This window comes from Streptomyces sp. NPDC049627 (assembly GCF_044465645.1).
In the GTDB taxonomy this organism is placed as follows: domain Bacteria; phylum Actinomycetota; class Actinomycetes; order Streptomycetales; family Streptomycetaceae; genus Streptomyces.
In genome coordinates this window covers 913,855-929,936 of the sequence record NZ_JBITLW010000001.1, presented here as the reverse complement: position 1 = coordinate 929,936, position 16,082 = coordinate 913,855, and the positions used below count along the sequence as shown (strand labels likewise).

12 protein-coding genes are annotated in these 16,082 nt (G+C 70.7%); 10 read left to right on the top strand and 2 right to left on the bottom strand.

Features of this window, described 5'->3' with window-relative positions; all coding sequences use genetic code 11:
* Window positions 1-31 precede the first annotated feature (31 nt).
* From ACIBU0_RS04085 to ACIBU0_RS04070, 4 genes are read left to right on the top strand one after another with little or no spacing between them, the layout of a single operon-like run.
* Entirely contained in the window at window positions 32-1,222 is a 1,191-nt protein-coding gene (locus ACIBU0_RS04085; protein ID WP_398811267.1) for a CaiB/BaiF CoA transferase family protein, read from the top strand.
* On the top strand, window positions 1,219-2,361 hold the full coding sequence (locus ACIBU0_RS04080) for an acyl-CoA dehydrogenase family protein (RefSeq protein ID WP_398811264.1): 1,143 nt from the start codon (window positions 1,219-1,221) through the stop codon (window positions 2,359-2,361). Before ACIBU0_RS04085 ends, ACIBU0_RS04080 begins: the two co-directional genes overlap by 4 nt.
* 43 nt (window positions 2,362-2,404) lie before the next feature.
* A complete protein-coding gene (locus ACIBU0_RS04075) occupies window positions 2,405-3,619 on the top strand; it encodes an acetyl-CoA C-acetyltransferase (RefSeq protein ID WP_398811261.1) in 1,215 nt (404 codons plus the stop codon).
* A gap of 41 nt (window positions 3,620-3,660) precedes the next feature.
* Entirely contained in the window at window positions 3,661-5,835 is a 2,175-nt protein-coding gene (locus ACIBU0_RS04070) for a 3-hydroxyacyl-CoA dehydrogenase NAD-binding domain-containing protein (RefSeq protein ID WP_398811258.1), read from the top strand.
* A 194-nt stretch (window positions 5,836-6,029) separates the two neighbouring features.
* On the opposite strand, the gene ACIBU0_RS04065 is transcribed toward ACIBU0_RS04070, so the two are convergent.
* The gene (locus tag ACIBU0_RS04065) at window positions 6,030-6,746 is read right to left on the bottom strand and encodes a MerR family transcriptional regulator (protein ID WP_398811256.1); all 717 of its coding nucleotides are present in this window, start codon (window positions 6,744-6,746) and stop codon (window positions 6,030-6,032) included.
* Window positions 6,747-6,966: 220 nt separating this feature from the next.
* Here ACIBU0_RS04065 and ACIBU0_RS04060 point away from each other — a divergent pair, with 220 nt between their 5' ends.
* From ACIBU0_RS04060 to ACIBU0_RS04050, 3 genes are read left to right on the top strand one after another with little or no spacing between them, the layout of a single operon-like run.
* A complete protein-coding gene (locus ACIBU0_RS04060; RefSeq protein WP_398811254.1) occupies window positions 6,967-8,433 on the top strand; it encodes an amino acid permease in 1,467 nt (488 codons plus the stop codon).
* A gap of 51 nt (window positions 8,434-8,484) precedes the next feature.
* Window positions 8,485-8,973 (top strand): macro domain-containing protein, encoded by a 489-nt coding sequence (locus ACIBU0_RS04055; RefSeq protein ID WP_398811251.1) that lies wholly within the window; start codon window positions 8,485-8,487, stop codon window positions 8,971-8,973.
* The gene (locus ACIBU0_RS04050; protein ID WP_398811248.1) at window positions 8,970-9,881 is read left to right on the top strand and encodes a PfkB family carbohydrate kinase; all 912 of its coding nucleotides are present in this window, start codon (window positions 8,970-8,972) and stop codon (window positions 9,879-9,881) included. The genes ACIBU0_RS04055 and ACIBU0_RS04050 overlap by 4 nt, the downstream gene beginning before the upstream one ends.
* A gap of 4 nt (window positions 9,882-9,885) precedes the next feature.
* Here ACIBU0_RS04050 and ACIBU0_RS04045 read toward each other — a convergent pair whose 3' ends face one another.
* The gene (locus tag ACIBU0_RS04045; RefSeq protein ID WP_398811246.1) at window positions 9,886-11,424 is read right to left on the bottom strand and encodes a M1 family metallopeptidase; all 1,539 of its coding nucleotides are present in this window, start codon (window positions 11,422-11,424) and stop codon (window positions 9,886-9,888) included.
* 208 nt (window positions 11,425-11,632) lie between these two features.
* Between ACIBU0_RS04045 and ACIBU0_RS04040 the strand changes: the two genes are divergently transcribed.
* The 3 genes from ACIBU0_RS04040 to ACIBU0_RS04030 all read left to right on the top strand — a co-directional run bounded on the left by ACIBU0_RS04040 (window position 11,633) and on the right by ACIBU0_RS04030 (window position 16,025).
* The gene (locus ACIBU0_RS04040; protein WP_398811243.1) at window positions 11,633-13,588 is read left to right on the top strand and encodes a Xaa-Pro dipeptidyl-peptidase; all 1,956 of its coding nucleotides are present in this window, start codon (window positions 11,633-11,635) and stop codon (window positions 13,586-13,588) included.
* Complete coding sequence (locus ACIBU0_RS04035; protein ID WP_398811240.1) at window positions 13,585-14,856, top strand: M14 family metallocarboxypeptidase; 1,272 nt, start codon at window positions 13,585-13,587, stop codon at window positions 14,854-14,856. The genes ACIBU0_RS04040 and ACIBU0_RS04035 overlap by 4 nt, the downstream gene beginning before the upstream one ends.
* 137 nt (window positions 14,857-14,993) lie before the next feature.
* Window positions 14,994-16,025, top strand: coding sequence for an oxidoreductase (locus ACIBU0_RS04030; RefSeq protein ID WP_398811237.1), 1,032 nt, complete (start codon window positions 14,994-14,996; stop codon window positions 16,023-16,025).
* Window positions 16,026-16,082 lie beyond the last annotated feature (57 nt).

Below are 16,082 nucleotides of genomic sequence, written 5' to 3'. Positions count from 1 at the left end.
ACAGCGGTTGTGTCATACCCTTGGGGGCAGGATGGCGACGATGCCAGGACAAGGCCCGCTCACCGGCGTGCGCGTGGTCGAGCTGGCCGGGATCGGGCCGGGCCCGTTCGCCGCCATGCTCCTCGCCGACCTGGGCGCCGACGTGGTCCGCGTGGACCGGCCCGGCGGCACGGGGCTGGCCATCGACACCGAGTACGACATCACCAACCGCAACAAGCGCTCGGTGATCATCGACCTGAAGTCCCCCGACGGCGCGGCCCGCGTCCTCGACCTTGCCGCCCGCGCCGACATCCTCGTCGAGGGCTACCGCCCCGGCGTAGCCGAGCGCCTCGGCGTCGGCCCCGACGCCTGCCACGCCCGCAACCCGCGGCTGGTCTACGGCCGCATGACCGGCTGGGGCCAGGAGGGGCCGCTCGCCCACCGCGCCGGACACGACATCGCCTACATCGCGCTCACCGGCACCCTCGGCATGATCGGCAGCCCCGACGAGCCGCCGGCCGTCCCCGCCAACCTGGTCGGCGACTACGCGGGCGGCTCCCTCTACCTCGTCGTCGGCGTCCTCGCCGCCCTCCACCACGCGCGCGCGACCGGCACCGGCCAGGTCGTCGACGCCGCCATCGTCGACGGCACCTCCCACCTCGCCGCGATGATCCACGGCATGCTCGCCGCCGGCGGCTGGCAGGACCGGCGCGGCGCCAACCTCCTGGACGGCGGCTGCCCGTACTACGGCACCTATGAGACGGCCGACGGCAAGCACATGGCGGTCGGCGCCCTGGAACCCCAGTTCTACGCCGAGTTCCTGGAGCTGCTCGGCATCGAGGAGTACGCGTCCGCGCGCAAGGACTGGTCCCGCTGGGGCGAGCTGCGCGAGGCCGTCGCCGCCCGCTTCAAGTCCCGCACGCGGGACGAGTGGACGGCCGTCTTCGAGGGCTCCGACGCATGCGTGGCCCCCGTGCTGTCCCTGCGCGAGGCCCCGCACCACCCCCACCTCGCCGCCCGCGGCACCTTCACCGACCACGGCGGCATCACCCAGCCCGCCCCCGCGCCCCGCTTCTCCGCCACCCCCACCGCCGTGCGCACCGGCCCCGCCCAGCCGGGCGCCGACACGGCGGAGGTCGCCCGGGACTGGGGCGTACCCGACCTGCTGAAGGGCCTCGACCCGAAGGGCGCCGGCCCGACGGCCCCGGACACGAACAGCGCCGACCTGAAGGGCCTCGCATGAAGCGGCAGATCTTCGCCCCCGAGCACGACGCGTTCCGCGCGACCGTGCGCAGCTTCCTGGCCAGGGAGGTGCTGCCGTACTACGAGCAGTGGGAGAAGGACGGCATCGTCTCCCGTGACGCCTGGCGCGCGGCCGGAAAACAGGGCCTGCTCGGATTCGCCGTGCCCGAGGAGTACGGAGGCGGCGGCACCCCCGACTTCCGCTACAGCGCCGTCCTCGCCGAGGAGTTCACCCGCGCGGGCGCCCCGGGCCTCGCCCTTGGCCTGCACAACGACATCATCGGCCCGTACCTCACCTCACTCGCCACCGACGAGCAGAAGCGCCGCTGGCTGCCCGGCTTCTGCGACGGCACGCTGATCACGGCCATCGCCATGACCGAACCCGGCGCCGGCTCCGACCTCCAGGGCGTCCGCACGCAGGCCGAGGACCGCGGCGACCACTGGGTGCTGAACGGCTCCAAGACCTTCATCTCCAACGGCATCCTCGCCGACCTGGTGATCGTCGTCGCGAAGACCACCCCCGAGGGCGGCGCGCACGGCCTCTCGCTGCTCGTCGTCGAGCGCGGCATGGACGGCTTCGAGCGCGGCCGCAACCTCGACAAGATCGGCCAGAAGGCACAGGACACGGCCGAGCTGTTCTTCCACGACGTGCGCGTGCCCAAGGAGAACCTCCTCGGCGACCTCAACGGCGCCTTCGTCCACCTGATGACGAACCTCGCCCAGGAGCGCCTGAGCATCGCCGTCTCCGCGATCGCCGCCGCCGAGCACCTGCTGGAGATCACCACGGAGTACGTCAAGGAACGCGAGGCCTTCGGCCGGCCGCTCGCGACCAAGCAGCACATCCGCTTCGAGGTGGCCGAGATGGCGACCGAGTGCGCCGTCACCCGCACGTTCCTCGACCGCTGCATCGAGGACCACTCGAACGGTGAACTCGACGCCGTCCACGCGTCCATGGCCAAGTGGTGGGCGACCGAGCTGCAGAAGCGGGTCGCCGACCGCTGTCTGCAACTGCACGGCGGCTACGGCTACATGAGCGAATTCCCGGTCGCCCGCGCCTTCACCGACGGCCGCATCCAGACCATCTACGGCGGTACGACCGAGATCATGAAGGAGATCATCGGCCGCTCCCTCCTCGGCTGAAGCTCTCCCGCCCCGCTGACCCTCACCCTCGAAAGGCTTCCCTGTGAGCACCGAAGCGTACGTGTACGACGCGATCCGCACCCCGCGCGGTCGCGGCAAGGCGAACGGCGCCCTGCACGGCACCAAGCCCATCGACCTGGTCGTCGGCCTCATCCACGAGATCCGCGACCGCTTCCCCGGCCTGGACCCGGCCGCCGTCGACGACATCGTGCTGGGCGTCGTCGGCCCGGTCGGCGACCAGGGCTCCGACATCGCCCGCATCGCCGCCATCGCCGCCGGGCTGCCGGACACGGTCGCCGGCGTGCAGGAGAACCGCTTCTGTGCCTCCGGCCTGGAGGCCGTCAACCTGGCCGCCGCCAAGGTGCGGTCCGGCTGGGAGGACCTCGTCCTCGCGGGCGGCGTCGAGTCCATGTCGCGGGTGCCGATGGCCTCGGACGGCGGGGCCTGGTTCAACGACCCGATGACCAACCTCGCCGTCAACTTCGTGCCGCAGGGCATCGGCGCCGACCTCATCGCCACCATCGAGGGCTTCTCCCGCCGGGACGTCGACGAGTACGCGGCCCTGTCCCAGGAGCGGGCGGCCACGGCCTGGAAGGAGGGCCGCTTCGACCGCTCCGTCGTCCCGGTCAAGGACCGCAGCGGCCTGACGATCCTCGACCACGACGAACACATGCGCCCGGGCACCACCGCCGACTCCCTCGCCAAGCTGAAGCCGTCCTTCGCGGACATCGGCGACCTGGGCGGCTTCGACGCCGTGGCCCTGCAGAAGTACCACTGGGTCGAGAAGATCGACCACGTCCACCACGCGGGCAACTCCTCCGGCATCGTGGACGGCGCCTCGCTGGTCGCCATCGGCTCGAAGGAGGTCGGTGAGCGCTACGGCCTCACGCCGCGCGCGCGGGTCGTCTCCGCCGCCGTCTCCGGCTCCGAGCCCACCATCATGCTCACCGGCCCCGCCCCCGCCACCCGCAAGGCGCTCGCCAAGGCCGGGCTGACCATCGACGACATCGACCTCGTCGAGATCAACGAGGCCTTCGCGGCCGTAGTCCTGCGCTTCGTGCGGGACATGGGCCTGTCCCTGGACAAGGTCAACGTCAACGGCGGCGCGATCGCCCTCGGCCACCCGCTTGGCGCGACCGGCGCGATGATCCTGGGCAGCCTGATCGACGAGCTGGAGCGCCAGGACAAGCGGTACGGCCTCGCGACCCTCTGCGTCGGCGGCGGCATGGGCATCGCGACCGTCATCGAGCGCATCTGAATCCCCGGCGGACCCAAGAGACTTCTACGGAGACCCTCGTCATGACACAGAGCACCACGATCCGCTGGGAACAGGACCGCGAAGGCGTCGTCACCCTCGTCCTCGACGACCCGAACCAGTCCGCGAACACCATGAACCAGGCGTTCCGCGACTCCCTCGCCGTGATCACCGACCGCCTGGAGGCCGAGAAGGACACCATCCGCGGTGTCATCATCACCTCCGCGAAGAAGACCTTCTTCGCCGGCGGCGACCTGCGCGACCTCATCCGGGTCACGCCCGAGACCGCGCAGGATCTCTTCGACGGCGGCATGGCGATCAAGCGCAACCTGCGCCGCATCGAGACCCTGGGCAAGCCGGTCGTCGCCGCGATGAACGGCGCCGCCCTGGGCGGCGGTTACGAGATCGCACTCGCCTGCCACCACCGCATCGCCCTCGACGCGCCCGGCTCCAAGATCGGCTGCCCCGAGGTCACCCTCGGCCTGCTGCCGGGCGGAGGCGGCGTCGTCCGCACCGTCCGCCTGCTCGGCATCGCCGACGCCCTGCTGAAGGTCCTCCTCCAGGGCACCCAGTACAACCCGCGGCGCGCCCTGCAGAACGGCCTGGTCGACGACGTCGCCGCCACCCAGGAGGAGCTGCTCGCCAAGGCCCGCGCCTTCATCGAGGCCCACCCTGAGTCGCAGCAGCCCTGGGACAGGCCGGGCTACCGGATCCCCGGCGGCACCCCCGCCAACCCCAAGTTCGCGGCGAACCTGCCCGCCTTCCCGGCCAACCTGCGCAAGCAGACGAACGGCGCCCCCTACCCGGCCCCGCGCAACATCCTCGCGGCCGCCGTCGAGGGCGCCCAGGTCGACTTCGAGACCGCGCAGGTCATCGAGGCCCGCTACTTCGTGGAGCTGGCGGCCGGCCAGACCTCCAAGAACATGATCCAGGCGTTCTTCTTCGACCTCCAGGCCGTCAACTCGGGCGCCAACCGCCCCAAGGGCATCGAGCCGCGCCAGGTCCGCAAGGTCGCCGTCCTGGGCGCCGGGATGATGGGCGCGGGCATCGCCTACTCGTGCGCCCGCGCGGGAATCGACGTCGTCCTGAAGGACGTGTCACTGGAGGCGGCCCTCAAGGGCAAGGGCTACTCCGAGAAGCTGTGCGCCAAGGCCGTCTCCCGGGGCCGTACGACACAGGAGAAGGCGGACGCGCTGCTGGCCCGCATCACGCCGACCGCCGACCCCGCCGACCTCGCGGGCTGCGACGCGGTGATCGAGGCGGTCTTCGAGAACCCCGAGCTCAAGCACAAGGTGTTCCAGGAGATCCAGCACGTCGTCGCGCCGGACGCGCTCCTGTGCTCCAACACCTCGACCCTGCCGATCACCGCCCTCGCCGAAGGTGTGGACCGCCAGGCCGACTTCATCGGACTGCATTTCTTCTCGCCCGTCGACAAGATGCCGCTCGTCGAGATCATCAAGGGCGAGCGGACGGGCGAGGAGGCGCTGGCCCGCGCCTTCGACCTGGTCCGTCAGATCAAGAAGACGCCGATCGTCGTCAACGACTCCCGCGGCTTCTTCACCTCCCGCGTCATCGGCCACTTCATCAACGAGGGCGTGGCCATGGTCGGCGAGGGCATCGAGCCGGCGTCGGTCGAACAGGCGGCGGCGCAGGCGGGTTACCCCGCGAAGGTCCTCTCCCTCATGGACGAGCTGACGCTCACGCTGCCCCGCAAGATCCGGGGCGAGTCCAAGCGGGCCGTGGAGGAGGCGGGCGGCACCTGGTCGGCGCACCCCGCCGAGGCCGTCATCGACCGCATGGTCGACGAGTTCGGCCGCACGGGTCGCAGCGGGGGAGCGGGCTTCTACGACTACGACGACGACGGCAAGCGGACGGGACTGTGGCCGGGCCTGCGCGAGCACTTCACCCGCGAGGGCGCGCAGATCCCCTTCCGGGACATGCAGGAACGCATGCTCTTCTCCGAGGCCCTCGACACCGTCAAGCTCCTGGAGGAGGGCGTCCTGACCTCGGTCGCCGACGCCAACATCGGCTCCATCTTCGGCATCGGCTTCCCCGGCTGGACGGGTGGCGTCCTGCAGTACATCAACGGCTACGACGGCGGCCTCGCCGGCTTCGCGGCCCGCGCGCGCGAACTCGCCGAGCGGTACGGCGACCGGTTCACGCCGCCGGCACTGCTGGTGGAGAAGGCGGAGAAGGGGGAGCGTTTCGGCGACGCGTGACGCCGGGCGGCGGGGGAGGGTTTCGCCCCCGCCGCCCCTACCCGTCCCGTCCCTGGGGGCTGCGCCCCCAGACCCCCGCTTCGGCCCTGAAGGGGCCTCGTCCTCAAACGCCGGACGGGCTGGGTAAGTCAGCCCCTCCGGCGTTTGAGGAGCGGGGGTCCAGGGGGCGGAGCCCCCTGGCGGGGTCGAAGGAGTCAGGCGGATCCGCCTTCCTCCGGAACACCGCCCAGCCACTCCCGCAGATCCTCCCGCAACGACCGCTGGAACGTCGTCAACAGGGCCTGCACCACCACGGGTTGCATATACGCGGAGAGCGACTTCACGTCCTGCGCCGCACGCTGCGACACCTCACCGCGAAACAGCTGCGACAGCTCGTGCGCGGCGGCCCGCGCATGCTCGATGAGAACGTTGCGCGCCGCGAGGATCGCCTCCTGCGACAGCGGTACGTCCAGCAGCCCAACTCCCAGCCGCAGCAACCCCATGTCGACGCGGTAAGCCCCGTCACCGGCCTCGATCACCCCCATCGCGGCCAGCCGCTCCACATCGTCGTCGCCGAGCCCCCGCCCCGCCCGCCGCTCGAGTTCCGCCCGCGTCACCCTCTCGACGGCGTCCGGTGCCCACGAGGCCACCACGGCCCGGTGAATGGCCAGGTCATGGGCGTCCAGATCCGGCGGCAACTGCTGCAGATACCGCTCGATCGCCGCCAGCGTCATCCCCTGCTGCTGAAGCTCCTCGATGAGCGCCAGCCGGGCCAGATGCTCACGCCCGTAGTGCCCCACCCTGCGCGGACCGATCACCGGAGGCGGCAGCAGCCCCTTGGTGCCGTAGAACCGCACCGTGCGGACCGTCACGCCCGCCCGCGCGGCCAGCTCGTCGATCGTGAGGGTCGAGTCCTCGGTGCCGGTCGTCATGTGCAGCAGTATCGCTGTCTCACCAGTGCTGTGACACCTGGGGCGAGCAACGTGACCGCCGTGTGAGAAGTAACGCTGTGTGACATGCGCCACCGCGTGAGCCGCGTTCCCTGGGGGAAGGTGACCCCTTGGTCTGCGCCTCTACCGAGGGCGCAGGCCATACGTACGTCCGGACACCCGAGCGCGACCCGCTCGGGCGCACCAGAGAGTGGTACCACCCGTGAGCAAGGACGCCGTGAACACGGCCGTGGCCGCACCCCGCACCGACGCGGCCCAGATGCCCGCGGACGCGGGCGACGCCGGTTACAGCAAGGACCTCAAGGCCCGCCACGTCAACATGATCGCCATCGGCGGGGCCATCGGCACCGGCCTTTTCCTCGGCGCCGGCGGCCGCCTCCACAACGCGGGCCCGGCACTGGCGATCGCCTACCTGGTCTGCGGCATCTTCGCCTTCTTCGTCGTCCGCGCCCTCGGCGAGCTGGTGCTCTACCGCCCCTCGTCCGGCTCCTTCGTGTCGTACGCGCGCGAGTTCCTCGGCGAGAAGGGCGCGTACGTCGCCGGCTGGATGTACTTCCTGAACTGGTCGACGACCGGCATCGCCGACATCACCGCGATCGCGCTGTACACGCACTACTGGAGCCTGTTCACCGACATCCCGCAGTGGGTGCTCGCCCTGGCCGCCCTCGCGGTGGTCCTGGCGGTGAACCTGATCTCGGTGAAGATCTTCGGCGAGATGGAGTTCTGGTTCGCGATCATCAAGGTCGCCACGCTCGTCGGCTTCATGCTGATCGGCATCTTCCTCCTGGCCACCCAGCACAAGGTCGGCGGCCAGACCCCCGGCCTGGACGTGATCACCGACCACGGCGGCGTCTTCCCGCACGGCCTGATGCCCGTCGTCCTGGTCATGCAGGGCGTGATCTTCGCGTACGCCGCCCTGGAGCTGGTCGGCGTAGCCGCGGGCGAGACCGCCGAGCCGGAGAAGGTCGTCCCGCGCGCGGTGAACTCGATCATGTGGCGCGTGGGTCTGTTCTACGTCGGCTCGGTCGTCCTGCTCGCCCTCCTGCTCCCCGGCTCGGTCTACTCGGCCGACGAGAGCCCCTTCGTGACGGTCCTGTCGAAGATCGGCGTCGAGGGCGCGGGCGACGTGATGAACCTGGTGGTCCTGACGGCCGCGATGTCGTCCCTGAACTCCGGCCTGTACTCGACGGGTCGCATCCTCCGCTCGATGGCGATGGCGGGCTCGGCCCCGAAGTTCACGGCGCGGATGAACCGGAGCCAGGTGCCCTACGGCGGCATCCTGCTGACCTGCGCCGTCTGTGTGCTGGGCGTCGGCCTGAACTACCTCATGCCCGCCCAGGCCTTCGAGATCGTTCTGAACGTGGCCTCCCTCGGCATCATCTCGACCTGGGTGATCATCATGATCTGCCACCTGATCTTCGTCCGCCGCGCCAAGGCGGGCCTGGTCGCACGCCCCTCCTTCCGCCTTCCCGGCAGCCCGGTCACGGAGATCGCGACGATCGCCTTCCTCCTCGCCACGCTCGCCCTGATGTGGAACGACCCCGAGGTCGGCCGCAGGACCCTCCTCCTCATCCCGGTGATCGCGGCCATGCTGGTCGCCGGCTGGTACGCCATCCGCCGCCGGGTGGCCAAGGCGGAGGACCAGGAACTGGCGAACCTCACGAAGTAACTCCCCGAACAGGCGGAGGCCGTTGTCAGTGGCGGCGTCTACGGTGGCGTCATGTCGGAGATCACGTATGTCCGGGGTGACGCCACCGTTCCGTCGCTGAAGGGCGTCAAGGTGATCGCCCATGTCTGCAACGACATAGGGGGGTGGGGGAAGGGCTTCGTCCTGGCCATATCGCGCCGCTGGCCGGAACCGGAGAAGTCCTATCGCGCATGGCACCGAGAGCGCGCCACGAATGACTTCGGTCTGGGCGCGGTCCAGTTCGTCCAGGTCGAGCCCTGCGTCTGGGTGGCGAACATGGTCGGGCAGCGTGGCATCCGCACCGGCAGCAAAGGCGTCCCCGTTCGCTATGAGGCGATCGACGCTGCGCTGGAGCGGCTGGCGGACAAGGCGGCCGAACTCGGCGCGTCGGTGCACATGCCGCGGATAGGGTGCGGGCTGGCCGGGGGCAAGTGGTCCCGCGTCGAGCCGATCATCACCGAGCGGCTGGTGAGACGAGGCATCGCTGTCACGGTCTACGACCACGGGGAGGATCTGGGTTGAGCCGTGACATCGACGTGCTCGTGCTGGGAGGGGCGGGCGTGGACACCGTCGTCCATGTCCCCGAGCTGCCGCTCCCGTACGCCGACAGCTACATGATCGACAGTGGGGTCCGTACCCGCGCCGGTCAGACCGGGGACTTCGTGGCCGTCGGCCTGAGCAGCCTCGGACTGCGCACCCACCATGTCGACTTCCTCGGCGACGACCCCGAGGGCGATCTCGTCCGCGCCCTGCACCGTGAGCACGGCATCGCCCTGACCGCGGTCCCGCAGCCCGCCGGCACCAAGCGCGCGGTCAACCTGGTCGGGCCGGACGGACGGCGGCTGTCCCTGTACGACACCAGCAGGGCACACCCGGACGACCGGTTCCCCGAGGACACGCTGCGCACCCTCGCCGGGGCCGGCCGTCACGCGCACGTGTCGATCACCCACCCCTGCGCCCACGCCCTGCCCGTCCTGCGCGAGGCAGGCCTCACGCTCTCGACCGACCTGCACAACTGGGACGGGGAAAACCCGTACCACGAGCCGTTCGCCCACGCGGCCGACGTGGTGTTCCTCTCCGCGGCCGCCCTGCCCGACCCGGCGCGGACGATGCGCCGTATCGCCGAGCGGGGAAGGGCCGAGGTGGTCGTCGCCACCGCCGGAGCCGAGGGCGCGTACCTCCTGGCCGACGGGCAGATCACGCATGTCCCCCCGGTGGCCCCACCGGCGCCGGTGGTCGACTCCAACGGTGCCGGCGACGCCTTCGCGGCCGCCTTCCTCCACGGCAGACTGTCCGGCGAGCCACCGCACCGATGTGCCCTGTACGGCGCGGTGGCCGGTGCCCATGCCTGCACTGTGCCGTCGACGGAGATGAACACGATGGGCCGGGACGAACTCCTCAAGCGTGCGGCCTCGTTCGAGGCGCCCTAGGTCGTCAGTGGTCGCCCTCGTGGCTGTGCTCGTGGTCGTGCTCGTGGTCGTGCTCGTGCACGCCGTTCGTAGCCGCGATCTTCTTCCAGGACTTCGGCTGCACCGGCTCCTGGGCCGACCTGGCGATGGACGCGCTCTTCGCCGCCGGAGCTCCTGGCTTCGAGGGCTGGAACAGCCACGTGTCGAAGAGCGCAGCCAACGGCTTCCCGGACACCTCCTCGGCGTACCGCTGGAAGTCGGCCACGGACGCGTTGCCGTAGGCGTACTTCTGCGGCCAGCCCTTGAGGATCGCGAAGAACGCCCCGTCCCCGATCTCGTTGCGCAGCGCCTGCAGGGCCAACGCGCCCCGGTCGTAGACCGCGATGTGGAACTGGTTCTCCGGCCCCGGATCCCCCGGCTTGACGTTCCAGAACGGATCGTCGGCCGGGCGCGAGGCGTACACGTAGTCCGCGATCTCCTGCGCCGTCCCCTCGCCCTCGTGCTCCGACCACAGCCACTGCGCGTACCGAGCGAAGCCTTCGTTGATCCAGATGTCCTTCCAGCCCTTGACCGACACGTCGTCGCCGTACCACTGGTGGGCCAGCTCATGGACGACGACGGAGACGTTCGACCCGCTCGCGAACTGGCGGGGGCTGTAGAAGGGCCGGGTCTGGGTCTCCAGCGCGTAGCCGACGGCCGGAGTGTTGGGGACGTATCCGCCGACCGCGTTGTAGGGGTACGGCCCGAAGTACTCGGTCAGCCAGTCGGCGACCTCGCCGGTTCGCTCGACGCTCGCCCGCGCGGAACCGGCGTTGTCGCCGAGGTCCTTGCTGTAGGCGTTGATGACCGGAATTCCACTGTCGGAGGTCCCGGTGGTGACGTCGAACCGGCCGGCCGCGAACGTGGCGAGATAGGTGGCCTGCGGCTTGTTGGAGCGCCAGTTGTAGCGGGTCCAGCCGGCCCGCGAGACCGTCGACTGCAGCGTCCCGTTGGAGACGAACTGCGTGCCGTCCGGGACCTGCACCGACACGTCGAAGGTCGCCTTGTCGAGCGGATGGTCGTTGCTCGGGAACCACCACCAGGCCCCCTCGGGCTCACCCGCGGCGACCCCGCCGTCCGGCGTGCGCAGCCAGGCGTTGAAGCCGTACGCCTTCTTCGACGACGGCACACCCTTGTAGCGCACGACCACGGTGACGGCGGTGCCCTTGGCCGGCGGGCTCTTCGGAGTGATCTCCAGCTCGTGTTCGCCCGAGGTCGCGAACGACGCCTTCACGCCATTGACCCGCACCTCGCTGACGTCCAGCAGAAAGTCCAGATTGAAGCGGGACAGGTCCTGCGTGGTCTTGGCCAGCAGGGTCGCCGTTCCCTCCAACTGGTCCGTGGCGGGCTGGTACTTCAGCCGGAGGTCGTAGTGGGAGACGTCGTATCCGCCGTTGCCGTAGGCCGGGTAGTAGGGGTCGCCGATGCCCGGAGCACCGGGGGAGTTGCTCGCGGCCGATGCCGGGATCGCCAGCATCAGGGTGGCGGCTGCGAGCGCGCCCGGCGCCATGATTCTGCGGTGCACGAAAGCTCCAAGTCGTAGGGGCCCGAAGTCTGTCCGGAGCCTATTCACCACCTGCGTCTCCGATGTGTCCATGACCACCCCTGTCACACGATCGCCATTCGGCCGACATGAACCGACCCGCCCGGGTGACGTCTTTCGGCCACATGCGATCTCACACGCCATCAGCCGCCCCCTTCTGCACAGGAGTTGATCGATGTACCGTCCGCGCATGCCGAAACGCATGCGCTTCACGATCTGGAGACCGCTCGCGACAGCGGCCGTCGCCGCCCTGATGGCCGCGTTCCTCTCACCCGCCTCGGCGCACGCCGCCCCGCGGGAGAGCAGACCCGTCTACTCGTACGAGAACGCCATCCGCGAGGCCGTATGGGTGGACACCGGGCTCGACCACGACCGCGACGGAAAGAGCGACCGCGTAGCCGTCGACATCGTCCGGCCCCGGGAACCCGCCGCGCAGGGCCGCAAGGTACCCGTCATCATGGACGCCAGCCCCTACTACTCCTGCTGCGGGCGCGGCAACGAGAGCCAGAAGAAGACGTACGACGCGGACGGCGACGTCGTCCAGATGCCGCTGTTCTACGACAACTACTTCGTGCCCCGCGGCTACGCCTTCGTCGGCGTCGACCTCGCGGGCACCAACCGCTCCGACGGCTGCGTGGACGTCGGCGGCCGTTCCGACGTCCTGTCCGCGAAGGCCGTCGTCGACTGGCTCAACGGCCGCGCCAAGGCGTACACGACCCGCACCGGCACCACCAAGGCCACAGCGACGTGGACCAACGGCCACACCGGCATGATCGGCAAAAGCTGGGACGGCACCATCGCCAACGGCGTCGCGGCCACTGGGGTCGAGGGCCTGAAGACCATCGTGCCGATCAGCGCCATCTCCTCCTGGTACGACTACTACTTCCAGCAGGGCGCCCCGCTGTACGACTCCGGCCCCGACTGGCTCTCGGACTACGTCGACAGCCCCGACGCGCGCGCCAAGTGCGGCGCCGTCCAGCAGATGCTCGTCGACGGGGCCCCGCGCACCGGCGACTGGACGCCGCTGTGGACCGAGCGCGACTACGTGAAGGACGCCCGCAAGGTCAGGGCGAGCGTCTTCCTGATCCACGGCATGCAGGACCTCAACGTCCGTATGAAGCACGTCGGTCAGTGGTGGGACGCGCTGGGCAGGAACGGCGTCGAGCGCAAGATCTGGCTCTCCCAGACCGGCCACGTCGACCCCTTCGACTTCCGCCGCGCCGCATGGGTCGACACCCTGCACCGCTGGTTCGACCACGAACTCCTCGGCTACGACAACGGCATCGACCGCGAGCCCATGGCCGACATCGAGCGCCACCCCGACCAGTGGGTCACCTCCCAGGCCTGGCCCCCGATCGGCACCGCCACGACCACCCTGCGCCCGGCCCAGGGCACCGAGGCAGGCGTCGGCACCCTCGGCCTGACCAAGGGCAAGGGCGCCGAGACCTTCACCGACGACCCGCAGCACAGCGAGACCGACTGGGCCGCCCACATCGACCGGCCCACCCCCGACAAGGCGGGCTTCGTGACCAAGCCGCTCAGCCGCGACCTGCGCCTGTCCGGCTCCTCGAAGGTCACCGTCACCGCGACCCCGACCACCTCGACGGCCCACCTCTCCGCCGTCCTGGTCGACCTCGGCCCCGACACCATCCGCGACTACGCGACGAGCGGTGAGGGCATCACCACGCTCACCGACCGCACCTGCTGGGGCGCGAGCACCACCGGCGACAGCGCCTGCTTCAAGGAGACGAAGGCCAAGACCACCGCCGTCGACTACACGGTCGTCAGCCGCGGATGGGCCGACCTGGGTAATTACGCCTCCGACCTGAAGGGTGTGCCGCTCACCCCGGGTAAGCCGTACACGATCACGCTCGACCTGGCCGCCACCGATCATGTCGTCCCGGCCGGCCACCGTCTGGCGCTGATCGTCGCGGGTACGGACAAGGACCTCATCGACCCGCCGGCCGGCACACCCGCGCTGACGCTCGACCTGTCCCGTACGAAGGCCCGGGTCCCGCTGGTCGGTGGCGCCGCCGCGTTCGCCCGCGCCACCGCCGGCTCCGCGTACGGCACGCCCGAGGCCACCCCCCTCGACGGCGTGACCCACCCGCGGACCCTGACCCGCGTCCCGGAGGGAGGCCAGTGACCCGCGCCCGAACCCTCACCCTGACGGCGGCGGCCCTGGCCGCATCCCTCGTGACCGTCCCCGCCCACGCCGCCGACTCCCCGCCGCGCACCGGCTTCGAGGAGTCCAACGGCGCCAGATGGACGGGGCAGTCCGAGGAGCAGGACTTCCTCGCGGCCGTGGACAGGGCGAGCGACCGGGTCTCCGTCGCCCGCATCGGGACGACGCAACAGGGCCGTCCGCTCCAGCTCGTACGGATCGGCACCAGCCCCGCCCCGAACAAGGTGCTCCTCGTGTGCAGCCAGCACGGCGACGAGCCCTCCGGCCGCGAGGCCTGCCTGTCCACCATCCGCGACCTGGCCTACGCGAACGACCGGCAGACCCGGCGCTTCCTGGAGCGCACCACCCTGCTGGTCGTGCCCACCGCCAACCCCGACGGCCGGGCCGCCGACACCCGCGGCAACAGCGACGGCGTGGACATCAACCGCGACCACATCGCCCTGCAGACCGCCGAGGGCCGTGCCATGGCCGCGGTCGTCCGGGACCATCGCCCCGATGTCGTCTACGACCTGCACGAGTACGGCGCCACACCCCCGTACTACGACAAGGACCTGTTCGACCTGTGGCCGCGCAACCTCAACACGGACGCCCACGTCCACGACGAGGCGCAGGCCCTGTCCGGGGCGTACGTACGCCCCGCCGCGACGAGCGCCGGTCACTCGACCGGCACATACGGCATCTGGACCGACCCGGAGACCGGCGAACCGATCCGGCAGGTCGCCGGCGACGGCCAGGAACGCATCCTGCGGAACATGTCCGGCGTCAAGCACTCGGTCGGCCTGCTGATCGAGAGCCGGGTCGATCCGCTCACGGACGCCGAGAAGGCGGACGAAGCCCTCAACAACCGCCGCCGTGTCACCTCCCAACTCGCCGCACTGGGCGGCCTGTTCGACTTCGCCGACGAGCGTCGCCGGCAGGTCGAGGCGGCCACCGGCAGGGCCCGGCTGGCCGGCTGGGCCGACACCGGTCCCGTCTACCTCGGCGGCGCCGACAACGACCCGGCCGAACCCGCCGAGGTGATCCAGGACCCGCCCTGCGGGTACCGGCTCACCGCCGACCAGTACAGGCGGGTGAAGGACGAACTCGCCCTCCACGGAGTCAAGTCGAAGGCGACCGCCGCCGGCACCCTGGTCCCGCTCCGCCAATCCCTGCGCGCCCTCGTCCCGTTGCTCCTCGACGAGCGGGCGCCGTATCACATCACGGTGGGTGAGCCCGACACCGACTGCTGAGTGCGGGCGTGCGCGGGCGGCCGGGCACAGCGGCTCGGCCGCCCGCCGCGCACACCGGTTAGTCGTACCCAAGCCGGGACGAAGCGGAATATGTCATGCCGCGCTCATTTCGGTCCCGGGCCGGGAATACTCACTGCATGTCTGCCGAGTACGCGACCTTCGGCCTGGCACCGGCGATGCGTGCCGGTGGCGTCCTCGCCAACGGTGACTACCAGGTGCACCGGGACTTCGTGGACTTCATCGTCGACGGACGCCCGCTGCTGTTCCAGCTCTCCGACCTCGACGCCGTCTCCCCGCTCGCCTCCGACGTCCCGCCCGCCATCTTCACCGCACAGGTCCGCGGCCTGCTCCTGGAGGCGGAAGCCCCCCTTCCAGGCGGCCGGTACGTCATCTACGGCTGCCCCGAGTGCGCCGACCTCGCCTGCGGTGCCGTCACCGCGGTCATCGGCAAGGACGGCGACGACTACATCTGGCGGGACTTCGCCTGGCAGACCGACGAACACGCCGACCTCGAACTCAACGGCTACCACGGCATCGGGCCCTTCCGCTTCCGCGCCGCCGAGTACCGCGCGGCGCTCGGCTCCCTGCTCGACGGCGACGCCGGGACGCCGGCCGTCCGCCGCCGAGTGCTCCTCATCGGCGCCCGCGTCGCCCTCCTCGCCAAGCTCGCCGCCGCCCTGCGCACCATCGGCATCGGCGCCGACATCACCCACGACGTGGGCGACGTCCCCGCCGACGAACTGCGCACCTACGGCGCCGTCGCCTTCGGCCGCGCGATCGGCGAGGAGCAGCGCGCCGCCGTACGCCGCGCCTTCGCGGACGCCGGAGTCGACGTGGCGTACGTCGACGGCCTCGCGCCGATCGTGCCGCTGCTCGTCGCCCAGATCGAACACGCCCTGGACCGCAGCCCGGTCGAGCAGCGCCGGCTGACCCGCCTGGTGGCCGCCGACGGGGAGGCGGGCGTCGAGGTCACCTCGTCCTGCCGGGTCCGCGTCACGGCGTACCGCCTCGACCGGCTGTACCGCACCCACACCCACGAGGTCTTCGACGGCATCCTGGAACCGGGCCGGCACCGCATCGCGCTGGATGCGAAGGCGGTCAAGGGGGAGGCGTTCGTGGTGGCGCGGACGGCGGGGAGTGTGCTGGTCGCTCCGCTGGGGGTGCCGTGACGGGGGTGGGTGCCGCGATATGCCGTCTCGCGTTCTGCGGGTGCGTTGTGGCTGGTC

Excerpts from the sequence above, each read along its gene's own strand:
- ACIBU0_RS04085 (WP_398811267.1), top strand. The coding sequence starts at position 32 with ATGGCGACGATGCCAGGACAAGGCCCGCTCACCGGCGTGCGCGTGGTC.
- ACIBU0_RS04080 (WP_398811264.1), top strand. The coding sequence starts at position 1,219 with ATGAAGCGGCAGATCTTCGCCCCCGAGCACGACGCGTTCCGCGCGACC.
- ACIBU0_RS04070 (WP_398811258.1), top strand. The coding sequence starts at position 3,661 with ATGACACAGAGCACCACGATCCGCTGGGAACAGGACCGCGAAGGCGTC.
- ACIBU0_RS04065 (WP_398811256.1), bottom strand. The coding sequence starts at position 6,746 with ATGACGACCGGCACCGAGGACTCGACCCTCACGATCGACGAGCTGGCC.
- ACIBU0_RS04055 (WP_398811251.1), top strand. The coding sequence starts at position 8,485 with ATGTCGGAGATCACGTATGTCCGGGGTGACGCCACCGTTCCGTCGCTG.
- ACIBU0_RS04040 (WP_398811243.1), top strand. The coding sequence starts at position 11,633 with ATGCCGAAACGCATGCGCTTCACGATCTGGAGACCGCTCGCGACAGCG.
- ACIBU0_RS04030 (WP_398811237.1), top strand. The coding sequence starts at position 14,994 with ATGTCTGCCGAGTACGCGACCTTCGGCCTGGCACCGGCGATGCGTGCC.